This window comes from Altererythrobacter xiamenensis (genome assembly GCF_900177715.1).
Classification (GTDB): domain Bacteria; phylum Pseudomonadota; class Alphaproteobacteria; order Sphingomonadales; family Sphingomonadaceae; genus Erythrobacter; species Erythrobacter xiamenensis.
The window spans coordinates 1,027,139-1,040,913 of record NZ_FXWG01000002.1 but is presented as its reverse complement, the minus strand read 5'-3'; the positions used below and the strand labels follow the sequence as shown (position 1 = coordinate 1,040,913).

Below are 13,775 nucleotides of genomic sequence, written 5' to 3'. Positions count from 1 at the left end.
TCTGACGTATCTAGGGATGAGATTAACGCTCGAAGTCTTCATGTTATACGAGGAAAGAACTCGAAAGGTATGGAAGCACGTGGTGAATACCGTCGAGTTCCGTACCGATTTATTCTTTATTGCAGTTCGCAAGTGGCTTGGACGACTGAACTGAAGCACCGTAGATGAACAGCACGGCCGTCGCTCATGAGAAATACGGGAACTGACTTTTTTGAGTTAGGTGGCGAAGCATAGACGCGCCGAATTGAGACCAATCGTACGAACAGCCTTTGGGTCGGGCTTTCTAACTTCTTATTCTTGTCCAAAGCTGCGAGATGGAGTCGAATACGCTCGACAACCCGGGATGTTGCCGTCTTCCCGATGCCCAGGTGTCTAGAGAGAAAGCGTCCGTTCACACCTTGGGGTGAGTTCGCAAAATGCAACATGGCGTAGAGCCAGAGACGTAAGGGAAGTTTCGTGCCATGGAAGAGCGTTCCGGCCATCGGAGATAAAGTTCGACCGCAAGGGTGCAGAAAGTGTCTCCGGCCTCGAAGCCAATACCATTTGTCTTGGCTATGGCATCTATCGCAAACAGGCTCCTCGCCGAAGCGCACTCGACAGATGTGGCGCAAGACGGATTCTTCCGTTGGAAACATCGCCTGCATTAATTGTAGGCTTGTGCCGCGATAGCTAGAGCGCGGCGACTTGCGATCATGCGGCTCAAAGCCAAGCTGGAAAAGCGCGGGATGTTCTAACTCGAGGCTCATAACATTAGAGTGCAGCCAGGAGTGGTGGGATCAAATGAGTATCGGTCTGGCGTTGGGTTCTAAGGGTGAGCGTTCTTCCAGTCAGTGACAAAACATGAGCCGGTCAGCATACCACTATGAACAACGTAAATCAGTGCGTAAAAACATCAGTCGCTATGGCGCAGTCCAACAATCTCGACTAACCAAGTCCCACGGCGAGGTGACGTAGTGAATAGACCTGAAGATCCACAACCGAGCTATTTCTGGGAGGCGCTAGTCGTTGCGGCAATAGTCTTGTTTACATACATTGCGGGTGGGGCGGCGCTGCAAACGCTAGCCTCCCCCGGTTAACGTTTCGGTTGAGACGAACGCGGTTGAGTTCTATTCAGCTGCAAAAATTACTGTCCTGCTTGAACCTACATTCACAGGTGAGCTCATTCTCGCAAAGATAGACCGGCCTTCGCGACAAAATGTCTGAGGGTCGAAAACTTTCGGAACTCCACCGAGTTCACGCACGGTAGCTTTTCCGCTCCTCAAGCGTACGTAACCGCACTTAGAAACCTCATTATGGCCGCCCTCCTCGGCTGCAGGCGGAGCTAGGATTTGTGGTCGAACGCTTACCGAAATAGCGATGCTGGTCGAGGATTGGGCCCCGAGAGTACCATTTCGAGCCTCTTGCGCCCGAGCTGAAAACGAGAAGAGCAAGGCGACCAGAAAGAATGTGCAAAGTCTTCCCGCCGCTCGTGAAAGAGAGGTGTGCATGTTTGCCATGGCTACAAGCTAGGCGATGTACTTCCAGCGTAGTAGCAACAAACAGTGCTTGTAACGTTACAAGAAGGAAATTCTCCTTTGTTTCAGTATTTTGGGCAATTCTCCACAAACCGAGAGGACGGGGACCTTCACTAATCAGAGTCGGGCTGATCCGCGAAGATTCTTGTTTCCACCCTATCGCCAAGTGCAGTTTGGAAAGTGACCGGTGTGGAATATGGCAGAATGAAATCGAATTTCTGGCCTGGGTAAAGGCGTTTGGCAGGAAGGGTGACGCATTGCTCGCCCCTTTCGTCGCATTGCGTGCCTTCGAAAAATTCCCTTGCTGAGTTTGACTCGTTCCGAAGTACTAGAATCCCCTCCTTGGAGCGATCCCAAGTGATTCCTCCAGTTTCCCTATCAGCCCGCAGCAAAACCAACGCGTCGTAACCTACAAGAACTTTCAGAGCGTCGTTTTCCGACTGCAGTTCACCAACGACCGGCCGAACCATCACTCTGAAGATTCTGTCGACTTCGGGTCGCTCTCCGATAGCCACAATCCTGATCAGACTGCGCTGATCTGGATCCAGTATCACGCGTTGAGGCGAAACGAAGAGCTTGGACACGCTTGGTTTATCGAGCGGCACGCGCTGTTCATTTTCAAGACCAGGGTTCAATATCTCAAATGGCTCGATCAGCACATACATCCTCTCCGTACCGACATTTGAGATTTCAATGTCACCTCGAGCAGGCTTATCCGATTCCAAATCAACGATTACCTGGTCTAGGACAAGGTCGGCATGTGCTGGTGGAGTGCAGAGGAAAGCCCCTATCAAGGCGAACGGCCCGAACAATCGATAAAAACGCGCTGTCATCACTCGGTCTCCGTCGCTTCCATGGCAAGTATATCGCCAAGTTCCACAAAATCGGCCTCGGGGTTAAAACTGGGGAGCAAGGCGATCTTTTCCTCCCCGCCTTTCAAAATGATGTTCAGCATCGCGCCACTTTGGGCCTCGATCTGGAAAAAACCCCGATCGTCGCTTCGAGCGATGCTGCCATGAGATGATATTCTGGCATTCGCAATCCCTTGACCGGTCTCATCGACGAGACGTCCAAAGATGGCGCTGATTACATGGACATCCCATTCAATCGTTGCAGCGTTACCGGGCAGGAGCGCTATTGATCTCCCTGGCTGGTCGATGACTAGAGGGCCGGTTGAAACCGGCTTCAACGTAACCCGGTATTGCTCGTAAGCTGTCAACTCAATGAGACGGTCTTGCGAACCACTGAGACGCAGGCGAGGCTGATTGTCGATAATCACTTCAAATTCATCATCGACCCGACCGCCATCTATTTTCAAATGGATCGCGCTATTCACAGACGGCGACCCGGTGAAATTCACGTTCGAACTGTTAACGATAAGTGCGGTCCTCCCGGCGAAAGCATACTGATTAGCCCGTCGGTCACCGAAATCTGTGGACGTGGCGCTGGCATTGACGTTGAAAGCTGATAAGTCAGCTTCGATACCACCGTCGATGCTTTGACGGTCGGGATCCTGCTCAAAGGATGATACGGCCCTAAGAAACTCTCGGCCTCCCAAACCGATGTCCGCGGTTGCCCGAATTGCATTATAAAGTCCGCTTGCGCTGTCGCCGCGGCTGCCTGTGCCATTTCGACGAATGCCGCTTTCAACTTGGAGGCCCCCGTTTCCACCTACGAAAGACAGAGTTAGACCTGCAAAAAGAGAATTCCCTGATGTCGCGTTTACAGCGTCAACATTCGCGAACAAAAGCCACCGCTCCTTGCGCAATAAATTCCAGGTAGCTCGGGCACCGAGTTCATATTCGTTGCGTCCCTCGGATGAACGATAGCTGCCCAGTGCGAAGAGTTGCACTGGCCCCGTGGAATAGGAAACGTTACCGGTGATCTGAAGAACATCGCTTGTAAACCTGTCTGGTTTCGGATCGAAGCCAAACTGGTCTGGATCGAAAATGTAACTGCCAGCTCGATCCGAATACCTTAAATCAAAGCTGTAGTTGAGCAGCCCTCGTTCAGCCGACCCGATGCGCAGTCTGGTCGCCTCACTTCCGTCAGTGCCGGCTACAATATTCGCGTCAATTCGGTGTCCAAGACCGTAAGCCGTAACCCCCAACTCGGAGTAGACCTCATCGTTGTAGAGCTCAACGGCCCCACTCAGACTTGCCCGATCGGTTATCCGTAGAGCGCCCGATGCCCTAGCAAAAGGGCTGGATGACGTTTTTTGATCAAGCGGTGCTTTAGGCGGACGAGCAAATCCTGCCAAAAATTCGTAATTTGGGCGTCCCAGAAGAGGCATCCCGCGGTCCTTACTGAACAGGATCTTCTCTACACGCGTATCATGACCACCTTCGGAAATTCGAATTTCCAGCTCATACGACCCACTAGGGAAAGATGCCGTCTCGAGGCTGTGACTACCTGCCGCGAGACGGTTTGCCAGCAAGAGGCGATCCTCCAAGAAGACCTCAACTCTCCCCCGCTGTCGCAGATAGACGTTCAGAGGGGTACCGAAAGCCTCTCGCTTATCCAGCAAGGTATCGTTCTGAGATTGAATTCCCATTCCGTAGATGCTGCGCCGCGAAAAGAGTTCATTCCCGAAGTTCTGAACGTAGCCGCCAAAAAACCGGCTCCTTCTGACTTCTTTCTCGATCACAACCTCTTCAATCTCTGCGCCCGACTGATTCCGGTAATTAGTCCAGGATTTCGCTCGCCAACTGCCCAGGCTGAGCGTCGAATGATTTTCAAAGTAGAGAACACCTGGCGCGTCCGAGCTGCCGCCCGACTTATATGCAGAGAACTGCGATATAAGGGAGGGTACAGCTTCAGGGACCGGCAGGTATCGAAGCTGCCGCGACGGCGATCGAAACAATTCTGGACTGAGGAAAAAATCTACTCGAAGCTCGCTTGGCGTGTAAATGATACCAACGATATCAGGCTCGAGAAGCCCACACCCTCTCTTTACATTTGTGGTCGGACAAACTTGAGCGAGATTTTTCGATAATTTGCGGCGCTGGATCTCTGAAACTAGCGCCTTCGGATCGACCAAATTTTCGACTTGGTCGACAATGTCTTCAGGAGCGTCGAAGATCACCTCGTCCGATTTAACGGTTGCCATAAAGCTTCCAAGCAAACGCTCTTGAAAATAGACATCGAGCAACTGCCTCTGCTCGCTAGCCAGCTCCTCGAAGCCAGCCGGCACATCTGACGTTATGGAAGCCACCGCCGAAGGGGCGACGAGCATCGAGAGGGAAAGGATATGCGCAAGCAAGCCAATCCGGACACACGCTATTCTGATCTGACCGAGTATAGCCATCGCGCGTTATTCAGATCGGGGCTAGAATGATGGTCAGCGAGCCTGAATAGGTCCCAGCCGCTGCGCTAGACAGGACCGCTTCGGAAATGCGCAAGGTGATAGTCGCTGTCGAGGAAGGGCCATTGACGCACCGTTGATGAGTTGCATCGGAGTAAAATGTGGGAGAGGGAACCCCTCTTTCTAACGCGTACCCAAAAGGCTGATTGGGTTGATCTGACCAAGACAGCTCGAAAGGCAGAGAAGAGAGAGCTGAATTGAGCTCAAACTTGCCTGCGGCGCCGCTTCCGAGAGCGGTTACTGTATAGGCAGAAGTGTTGGTGGAGCTAAAAGCGCAAATGGACTGCGATGAGATGGCATCGCCGCCGGTTCCCAAAACACCAAACTGAACGTCTTGGAGAGAGGATAGCCGGACTCTCGATTGTTTGGCTTGTGCAGTGCCCGAAAGGCAGAGTAGGCCCAAAAGGACCGCGCCCTGGATAGGTTTTGCCCATGCCCGTTTCATGAACACAGTATTACAAATGTTGGTTAACAAGTGGTTGAGACCCGTTCTTCCCGAGAAGAACGGGTCTGCTCACTTATTCTGGTGTGACGAGAAGAGTCAGAGTTCCAGTGTATGTTTGAGCCGCCTGCATTGTAGAAAGGTCGGCGCTTGCGATCTTGATGATAAGACTCGCCGATGCCGAGGGACCGGCGCTACAGACTTGCTGCGTAGCCGACGAAGTGAACCCGGTCACCGCCGCCCCAGTGGTGAGCGATGTGCCGGTTGTCTGGGCAGTCGAATCAGCCCACTCAACCGAGTATGGAACGCTCGAGCTACTACCAGCGAGTGTAAAAGCGCTTCCAGAACCACTGCCCGTGGCCGTTATCGAATAACCGCGGGTAGCGGTATTGGACCAGACGCACACGTCCTGCGCGCTCACTGCATCGATCGTCGGATCTTGATTCAGCAAGTTCACGTCAGTCAGACCAGAAATTCGAACACGGCTAGGAACGGACGCATTGATGTTTACCGAGCCGGTTGACGTCGATCCCTGCGTCCCTTGCGTAGCTGCAAATGCCGAGGGCGCTGTCGCAAGGCTGAAAGCCAAAACGAAGGCAGCGCTCAGAATGCGCGAGCGCCCGATTATTTTATAACTCATAACTTCTGCTCCTGGGTTTGACGCCTACCCTATAGTCAAGAACGGTTAACGATCCGTTGGGATCGTTAATTCGCTCGAAACTTTAGCCGATGCGCGGTTTCCGTAGCCTCCGGCATCCCATTGAGATACAACGATATTCTTATCTTGTAACGTTACAATGACGGATTAAGGCTCAACCATTGAGACGTTTCAGTAGAAGATGCTGACCTAGAGCGATGCCAGCTTCTCGCTCTGCAGACAGCCCGGGTTTTGACAACCGTAGCTCTGCTTGTTCGAACGTATGGAGGCAATCATGGATCGGAGAGAAGGAAGGCGACTGCGCACCATTTACTGGCCAGCTCTAATCGAGAACGCCGGGAGGCTTTCTTTCGCAATCATGCGCAATGTCTCGCATGAAGGAGCCAGCTTCGTTGGCGTCTCCGGTGTGCGCGCGGGCGATACAATATCCTACAAGGTAGCAAACTCCGAGAAGATTGCAGCCGAGGTAATATGGACTGACGGTGACCGAATAGGCGTTCGGAATAATTCCGCGGTAGCCGATCTAACGTTCTCGCTGGACCAACCATACAGATCGGTACGTCTTCCGATCGAAGCACCGGTATCCGTCTTCAAGCTTGGTGCCGAGCTCCATGGCCAGCTTAAAAATCTTTCTCAGCGAGGAGCTTGCATCGCGCACAATGCGATTTTCTCACCTGGAGAATATCTCACCCTGAAGATCGGAAAGATAACGATCGAGAAAGTCACGGTGGTTTGGACCGTCGGCGGCGACGCTGGTCTCCGCTTTTCTCACGCTCTGCAACCAGAAGTCCTCCGTCAGGCGCTGGATATCCTTCAGCAGAATATGTCTCACCCTTCTAGTCTGCGCTCAATCGCAGCATAGTCGGCTGCTCGCATATTCGAATTGTTACGCGGAAGAAAAATCATGAGTTCTTCACCAATCCCCAGCATCGCAGACATCAAAGCCACGCCACCCGGTATTCTGGAAGGCCTTCTCCAATACTGTGAGAATAAAATAATTTCCAAGCCGAAGGGTGATTATTGCATTAATCCTGAACTAGAAAACCTGAGATACTTAGTCGAACTTATTAAAGAGGAATTGGGTCAAACTCCAGGCTTTGGCAGAGAAACATCGCCTCGCCATGTAACCCTACTCGAGACGCACAGGCAGAACGCGCCCCACACCTCTCGTTCGACTTTTGCCAAAGCTGCCTAGGCGCTGTCACTGCGATAATACGGTTGCTCAAGTGCGATTTATAGGACTAAATCTGTGAAACTGACTGCCTCTTGTCTTTCTTCATTGTATGAGAAAACGCGCGCTCCTCCAGCGCGGATAATTCTCGTGCTTGTGACGTTGGCGGTGATTGTAAGTCTCTTGCCTCGCCCCGCGCAACTCGCGCCTTCTACGATACATTATTTGATGGCAATGCTCGTTCTGTCCGTATTCACGATAGCAGTCTTATTATTAAATTCGCTCGATCTCGCGAAAAAATGCGCACATCTTCTCGATAAACGGGAAGCGTCATTGGTGGAAGCCCGCGTAGACTGCCTGACAGGTCTGTCAAATCGAAAGGCTTTGGTGGAAACTTTGAGCGATCTATTAAGAGATTGCCAATTATCCGAGGTTCCTAGCTTCGCCGTTATCCTCGATCTAGATCGATTCAAGAGCATAAACGACGGGTTCGGCCACCAGGTGGGAGACCGTTTGCTTGCCTCGCTCGGAGAACGCTTGGCGGAAATGCAAGAAACTCACGGCTTTCGGGCATTCAGATTGGGAGGTGACGAGTTCGCGCTGGTGATTGAAGGGCGATCATTAACGGCCGTTAGAACAGTATGCCAGGCTGCGCGCGATACAATAGTCACGCCCTACACGACGGAAGATTTTCATGCCGTTGTGGGATGTAGTATAGGCATTGCCGCTATCGAACCGGGTTTAAGGACCACCGACGTTTTGCGCCGTGCGGATCTTGCGATGTACCGAGCCAAAAAATCAAGTGACGCGATTGCGGTGTTCGATGCTCCGATGCTCGAAACAGTCCAACGCAATGCTGATCTTTGCAGTCGGCTTAGGCTGGCTCTGCGGCAAAAAGTAGGACTTTCTGCCAAATTCCAAATGATCCTTTCGAGAAATAAGGAGATGGTAGCACTCGAGGCATTGTTCAGGTGGTCAGATGAGAAACATGGTGCCATTCCTGCTAATGAAGCGATTGAGATTGCTCGGGCAAATTATCTTCTTGATGATATCACTATGTTCATGGTTCGATCATCGATCGAAGCTCTCACGAGTATTCCGCGGGCCCGATTGTGCCTGAATGTCGAAGCAACACAGCTGCTGGATGACCGTTTCGCATCAGCGCTGATGGACCTCGTTCGTTCTCACAATATTGCAAGTCCGAGGATTCAGCTCGAGATCAGAGAAAATGACTTTGTCGAGTTCGGATCGCAAATGTCCGCTGCCCTGGAAGAACTCCATGCTTTTGGATTTCTTATTGCAGTTGATGACTTTGGCTCAAGCAACGCATCTTTGACCTATTTGAGAAAGCTGGGCGTCACCGAACTAAAGTTCGACCAAAGCGTTTTGAAGAATGCACGAGAAACTCTGAATTCAGCCGTAATGAAGGCTAAAGTGGAGCTAGCGAAGAGCCTTGGGCTAAATGTCACCTGCAAGGGGATTGTCGACCAAGAGGATGAAATTATCGCCCTCGCCACAGGCTGCGATTACCTGCAAGGCTTCCGGTATTGTCGTCCAGATTCCACGCAAGTCTTTACCGAGTTTTTTGCGAAGCCTGCACTCAAATTGATTGCCTGATTTTCCTGTTCTTTGTCTGACCAATTGATCGGAGCTTTAGACCCGGCTTCTTAGCCTGAGCTAATGCGGTTAACCCACTACTCACGCGGGCGCGGACATTCTCATTCCAGATCACAGCCCTTAATTCTTCCTGACTACCGAATGGGGTACCTGAGACTGCGCTGTACTTGATACGGGAAGCAATGCGCTCAATTGCATTGGAAGGCGGTGTATTGAAGGGCTTTGCTGGTAAGCTTTCTATGAGATTGCCTTGATCGTATGCAAGCAAGGCGGTCAGTTCGTATAACTCGAGAAGTGGGTGCGGCTGACTGTTGGTTGAGACGATTTCGAAAGTGCGATGCTCCCAAAACGATTTTGTCTTTTCATCAGGGGCACAAGCCGAAACCTCTGTAGCGAGCATCAGCTCCAGGGCCGGATAAATATTGCCCTGTGCAAACGTGGCATCGATGTATCTTTGCGCCGACGCGCACTGGCCGTCCCCTAGTAGGACCTTTGCGGCAAGCGCATTCAGGTATGGATTAGCAGGATATCTGTCGAGGAGTATGCCAAGCTCAGTCCACTGGGTCGATGATTCATCAAACTTATCCGACCTCATCGCCTCATTCTGAAATTCCCAGAATAGCTGCCGCGCGTGGAGAAACGGTGCATATTCGCTGTCGGGAAAATCAGCAAGGCATGAGCGTAGAAGATCGAGGCTGGAAGCTCCTCCTGCCCGACCTACTTCGACCATTAAAAAACATTCAAACCCCGAAAACCGACTGGCAGCTTTCAGTGCGAAAAAAAGGGGAAAGCTGCCTCTCAAGTGGGTGAAGGTTTCTAGTTTTTACTAGTCAGCAGTTCGTTTCCACTGGCATGATTACTTGTCTGCAAGTTCAATCATCTGGCTCTGCTACTCCCACGAGATTACGCCGTCCGCCGAACGCCAGTTTGCTGGACGGATCATCTTCTCATGGGCGATACGGACTGACTTTATCTCTGCCTCGATCTCGCGCCGCCAATGCGCGAGGAAGTCGAACAGCACCGGGAAATCCGGTGCTGCGTCATATTCCTGCCAGGCATAGATCTGCAGGAGCGAGGGGTGATCCGGCATGAAATAACAGATCTCAGCCGTGGTCAGTCCGTATCCTTCCAACTGAACCAGAAACGCACGATCTGTCATTGCAGTGCAGGCCAGCCTTCTGGACCATCGAGCGAACGCAACGCCGCAAACACGTCGTCAAGGGGAACAGGCCGGTCGTGTCCAGGGGGCTTTCGCATCGCCGGGTGATCTTCGACGGCGTTCTGGTCTGATGCCCAAGAGGCCAGGATCGCTCGTTTCACTTCGGGTTCGAGTGCGGGGTGATGCGCTACATCAAAGGGATGCAGATACCGTGAGAAAGGTTGCGACATGGAAACATCCTCCTTTCTGCCTTGCCGCTTGTCACTCACTGCGGATTGCTCCGCTCGCCGTATTTTGGGAGTCGATTTTTTGCCGTCAAGCCCCTGATAAGAAGCACGAACCAGTTGCTTTCAAAGTCGACATCCAGAGGCGTGAAAAAATTTAAACCGGGGATCTTGAAGCCGGTTTTCCCAAAACTAGATCGCGAATTGCCTCCTGCCGATCATCCGGGGGAGGCGCTGTAAGTCATTTCGCTTTGTAATGGAGGTTATGCATGCATTTCCGACCTTTGCACGATCGTGTGCTGGTTCGCCGCATCGAGGCCGAAGAAAAGACGGCTGGCGGCATCATTATCCCTGACACCGCCAAGGAAAAACCGATGGAAGGCGAAGTCGTCGCCGTCGGTCCCGGCGCGCGTGATGACACCGGTAAACTGGTGGAACTCGCGGTGACGGCTGGCGACCGCATCCTGTTCGGTAAGTGGTCCGGCACCGAAGTGCGGATCGATGGCGAGGATCTGCTCATCATGAAGGAGAGCGACATCCTCGGCATCATAGATGCTGCCGCCGAACTCAAGAAAGCGGCGTAAGCCCATCGATTACTCTTCAGTTCAACCGAAGGAAGACATGAAAGGAGCAGGCCAAAATGGCTGCAAAGGAAGTAAAATTTGCGTCGGATGCGCGTGACCGCATGCTCCGCGGCGTGGATACGCTTGCAAATGCGGTCAAGGTAACTCTCGGTCCAAAGGGCCGGAACGTGGTGATCGACAAGAGCTTTGGCGCGCCGCGCATCACCAAGGATGGCGTTACCGTCGCCAAGGAAATCGAACTCAAGGACAAGTTCGAGAACATGGGCGCGCAGATGCTGCGCGAGGTTGCCAGCAAGCAGAACGACAAGGCTGGCGATGGCACCACCACCGCTACCGTTCTGGCGCAGGCGATCGTGCGCGAAGGCGCCAAGGCGGTTGCGGCCGGCATGAACCCGATGGATCTGAAACGCGGTGTCGATCTAGCGGTCGGAACCGTGGTCAAGGATCTCGAAAGCCATGCCAGGAAGGTTTCGGCCAACAGCGAGATCGCCCAGGTCGCGACCATTTCCGCCAATGGCGATGAAACCGTGGGTCGTATACTCGCCGAAGCGATGGAGAAAGTCGGCAACGAAGGCGTCATCACGGTCGAAGAAGCCAAAAGCCTCGAAACCGAGCTCGAAACGGTCGAGGGTATGCAGTTCGACCGCGGCTACCTCTCGCCTTATTTCGTGACGAATGCAGAGAAGCTGAAAGTGGAATTGGAGGACCCCTATATCCTCATCCATGAGAAGAAGCTCTCGAACCTTCAGGCGCTGATCCCGCTGCTCGAACAGGTCGTGCAGTCCAGCCGTCCGCTTCTGATCATAGCCGAGGATGTCGAAGGCGAAGCGCTGGCCACGCTCGTGGTGAACCGCCTGCGCGGCGGACTCAAGGTCGCTGCCGTCAAGGCTCCCGGTTTCGGCGATCGCCGCAAGGCGATGTTGGAGGATATTGCTATCCTTACCGCGGGCAACGTGGTCAGCGAGGAGCTTGGAACCAAGCTTGAGAACGTAACGATCGAAATGCTTGGCCGCGCCAAGAAGGTCATCATCGACAAGGACAATACCACCATCGTCGATGGAGCCGGTAACAAGGCCGATATCGACGCCCGGGTAAGTCAGATCCGCGCCCAGATCGAGACCACGACCAGCGACTACGACCGTGAAAAGCTGCAGGAACGCGTGGCCAAGCTGGCTGGCGGCGTTGCCGTCATCCGCGTAGGTGGCGCGACCGAAATCGAGGTCAAGGAGCGGAAGGATCGCGTCGACGACGCACTGCACGCGACCCGTGCCGCTGTCGAGGAAGGTATCCTGCCTGGCGGCGGTATCGCTCTGCTGCGTGCACTGAAGTCGCTCGAAGGGCTCAAGGCGGCCAATGACGACCAGCAGTCGGGCATCGACATTGTGCGCCGCGCGCTGCGCGCACCCGCTCGCCAGATCGCCGAGAACGCGGGCGAGGATGGTGCCTATATCGTCGGCAAGCTGCTTGAAGGCGATGATTACAACTGGGGCTTCAACGCCGCGACCGGCGAATACGAAGACCTGGTGAAATCAGGCGTCATCGATCCGGCGAAGGTCGTCCGCACGGCGCTTCAGGATGCGGCTTCGGTTGCCTCGCTGCTGATCACCACCGAGGCGCTGGTGGCCGAACTGCCCAAGGAAGACACGCCCGCACCGATGCCGGCGATGGACTTCTAACAGGGTGAGGAGAGCGCGGCATCAAGCTGCGCTCTCCCAACCTCCACGCACGGCTGGCGGCAGTGCTGCCTGGCGTCTCCACACGCCCTCTTGAGCAAGGCAGTCTCCGAAAATGGCGATGTCAGAAAATCGGTCGAATGAGAGAGGAGGAGATAATGACCGACAGGTATCTGGACTATCTTTCACGCGAACATGCGCGGCTCGAGAACGAAATCCAGCGGGAAAACAAACGACCCCGGCCTGACGAAGTTCTGATTGCCCGCCTGAAGAAGCTCAAACTGGCGCTCAAGGACCAGAAGCGAAGCTGGGCTTCCGATCACGCGAGCAGCAATCGGCTGACCGCGTAAACGGACTAGGACCAAACATATTCTCAACTGGAAGAAGGCCAGGCGCGCCTCTATCGGTGTGCCTGGTTTTCTCTTGCAAGATACTGAAAACACAGAGATAAAAATCTTATCCGGTCTTGAAATCAATTGCGCGTTTCCTAATTTCGTTAATACCGGATGCCATAATGGGTCCGGTTGGACATTAGGGCGTCAGCTCTTTCGTTCGCTGACGCTTCTCGTGCCCGGATTGCTCAACAAGGAGGATTTGGAAATGAGAACTGCATTTGATTTGACCCCCTATCGCCGCTCGACGGTCGGTTTCGACCGGCTCTTCGATGCGCTCGAGAACAGCTTCCGCGGTGAGACGCAGGATAGCTACCCGCCCTTCGATATCGTCCGCACCGGCGAGGACAGCTACAGGATCACCCTGGCGGTGGCCGGCTTCCGTCCGGACGAAATCGACATCACTGCACAGCAGAACCAGCTCGTCATCTCCGGACAGAAGAGCGAGAAGGACGAAGACGGTGTCGAATTCGTTCACCGGGGTATCGCTGCCCGCGCGTTCGAGCGCCGGTTCCAGCTGGCCGACTATGTCGAAGTGCGCGATGCGAATTATGAGCACGGCATGCTGACGATCTCGCTCCAGCGGATCGTTCCTGAGTCGCTCAAGCCGCGCAAGATCGCCATCGGGAGCGGCGAGTACGTCAATGACGACACGCCGCAGCTGACCGAGGACAAGGCGGCCTAAGCCTCAATCATTGGGCTAATCCTCGTCGGGGTGGGTGCAATGGCACCTGCCCCGCTTGATGAGGCTTTGTCCAAATGAGTCGGAAAATAGGATAAATGTCGCGATCGCAATACGCGATCTCGGCAACCCAGCCATAATCGGACATTGTCGGTGCCCATAAACAGGGCGAAGCTGCCTGTCCGCTTTCAGGTATCGTTTCGGAGAGCCTGAACGTCCGGAATTGGGGCGCATTGCTGACATTGTGCCTATGCTCATCGCCTCCGTTCAAGCACCCTCAAGCCACTAAACTGAT

General features: G+C 53.6%; 11 protein-coding genes. 6 read left to right on the top strand and 5 right to left on the bottom strand.

Going from position 1 to position 13,775, the window contains the following annotated elements:
- Window positions 1–1,627: 1,627 nt before the first annotated feature.
- Window positions 1,628–2,347: a fimbrial biogenesis chaperone gene (locus tag CCE89_RS10480; protein WP_086437946.1), complete on the bottom strand. Its 720-nt coding sequence runs from the start codon at window positions 2,345–2,347 to the stop codon at window positions 1,628–1,630.
- Window positions 2,347–4,821, bottom strand: a complete 2,475-nt coding sequence (locus CCE89_RS10475; RefSeq protein WP_086437945.1) for a TcfC E-set like domain-containing protein — start codon at window positions 4,819–4,821, stop codon at window positions 2,347–2,349. Before CCE89_RS10475 ends, CCE89_RS10480 begins: the two co-directional genes overlap by 1 nt.
- Before the next feature lie 1,407 nt (window positions 4,822–6,228).
- Between CCE89_RS10475 and CCE89_RS10470 the strand changes: the two genes are divergently transcribed.
- Window positions 6,229–6,840 (top strand): PilZ domain-containing protein, encoded by a 612-nt coding sequence (locus tag CCE89_RS10470; RefSeq protein WP_143256019.1) that lies wholly within the window; start codon window positions 6,229–6,231, stop codon window positions 6,838–6,840.
- A gap of 387 nt (window positions 6,841–7,227) precedes the next feature.
- Window positions 7,228–8,766 carry an EAL domain-containing protein gene (locus tag CCE89_RS10465; RefSeq protein ID WP_143256018.1) on the top strand — a complete coding sequence of 513 codons (1,539 nt, stop codon included), beginning with the start codon at window positions 7,228–7,230 and terminating at the stop codon, window positions 8,764–8,766.
- Here CCE89_RS10465 and CCE89_RS10460 read toward each other — a convergent pair.
- From CCE89_RS10460 to CCE89_RS15465, 3 genes are all read right to left on the bottom strand, one after another.
- Window positions 8,750–9,496: a hypothetical protein gene (locus CCE89_RS10460; RefSeq protein ID WP_086437942.1), complete on the bottom strand. Its 747-nt coding sequence runs from the start codon at window positions 9,494–9,496 to the stop codon at window positions 8,750–8,752. The genes CCE89_RS10465 and CCE89_RS10460 overlap by 17 nt on opposite strands.
- Before the next feature lie 159 nt (window positions 9,497–9,655).
- Window positions 9,656–9,925 (bottom strand): usg protein, encoded by a 270-nt coding sequence (locus CCE89_RS10455; protein ID WP_086437941.1) that lies wholly within the window; start codon window positions 9,923–9,925, stop codon window positions 9,656–9,658.
- Complete coding sequence (locus CCE89_RS15465; RefSeq protein WP_086437940.1) at window positions 9,922–10,155, bottom strand: hypothetical protein; 234 nt, start codon at window positions 10,153–10,155, stop codon at window positions 9,922–9,924. The genes CCE89_RS10455 and CCE89_RS15465 overlap by 4 nt, the downstream gene beginning before the upstream one ends.
- Window positions 10,156–10,418: 263 nt before the next feature.
- On the opposite strand from CCE89_RS15465, the gene groES reads away from it, so the two are divergent.
- The 4 genes from groES to CCE89_RS10430 all read left to right on the top strand — a co-directional run bounded on the left by groES (window position 10,419) and on the right by CCE89_RS10430 (window position 13,483).
- Complete coding sequence (gene groES, locus CCE89_RS10445; protein WP_086437939.1) at window positions 10,419–10,733, top strand: co-chaperone GroES; 315 nt, start codon at window positions 10,419–10,421, stop codon at window positions 10,731–10,733.
- A 56-nt stretch (window positions 10,734–10,789) separates the two neighbouring features.
- A complete protein-coding gene (gene groL, locus CCE89_RS10440) occupies window positions 10,790–12,409 on the top strand; it encodes a chaperonin GroEL (RefSeq protein WP_086437938.1) in 1,620 nt (539 codons plus the stop codon).
- A gap of 155 nt (window positions 12,410–12,564) precedes the next feature.
- The gene (locus CCE89_RS10435; RefSeq protein WP_086437937.1) at window positions 12,565–12,756 is read left to right on the top strand and encodes a DUF465 domain-containing protein; all 192 of its coding nucleotides are present in this window, start codon (window positions 12,565–12,567) and stop codon (window positions 12,754–12,756) included.
- Window positions 12,757–13,006: 250 nt separating this feature from the next.
- Window positions 13,007–13,483: an Hsp20 family protein gene (locus tag CCE89_RS10430; protein WP_200810325.1), complete on the top strand. Its 477-nt coding sequence runs from the start codon at window positions 13,007–13,009 to the stop codon at window positions 13,481–13,483.
- Window positions 13,484–13,775: the final 292 nt, after the last annotated feature.

Excerpts from the sequence above, each read along its gene's own strand:
- CCE89_RS10435 (WP_086437937.1), top strand. The coding sequence starts at position 12,565 with ATGACCGACAGGTATCTGGACTATCTTTCACGCGAACATGCGCGGCTC.
- CCE89_RS10460 (WP_086437942.1), bottom strand. The coding sequence starts at position 9,496 with ATGGTCGAAGTAGGTCGGGCAGGAGGAGCTTCCAGCCTCGATCTTCTA.
- CCE89_RS10475 (WP_086437945.1), bottom strand. The coding sequence starts at position 4,821 with ATGGCTATACTCGGTCAGATCAGAATAGCGTGTGTCCGGATTGGCTTG.
- CCE89_RS10480 (WP_086437946.1), bottom strand. The coding sequence starts at position 2,347 with ATGACAGCGCGTTTTTATCGATTGTTCGGGCCGTTCGCCTTGATAGGG.
- groL (WP_086437938.1), top strand. The coding sequence starts at position 10,790 with ATGGCTGCAAAGGAAGTAAAATTTGCGTCGGATGCGCGTGACCGCATG.
- groES (WP_086437939.1), top strand. The coding sequence starts at position 10,419 with ATGCATTTCCGACCTTTGCACGATCGTGTGCTGGTTCGCCGCATCGAG.
- CCE89_RS10430 (WP_200810325.1), top strand. The coding sequence starts at position 13,007 with ATGAGAACTGCATTTGATTTGACCCCCTATCGCCGCTCGACGGTCGGT.
- CCE89_RS10455 (WP_086437941.1), bottom strand. The coding sequence starts at position 9,925 with ATGACAGATCGTGCGTTTCTGGTTCAGTTGGAAGGATACGGACTGACC.
- CCE89_RS15465 (WP_086437940.1), bottom strand. The coding sequence starts at position 10,155 with ATGTCGCAACCTTTCTCACGGTATCTGCATCCCTTTGATGTAGCGCAT.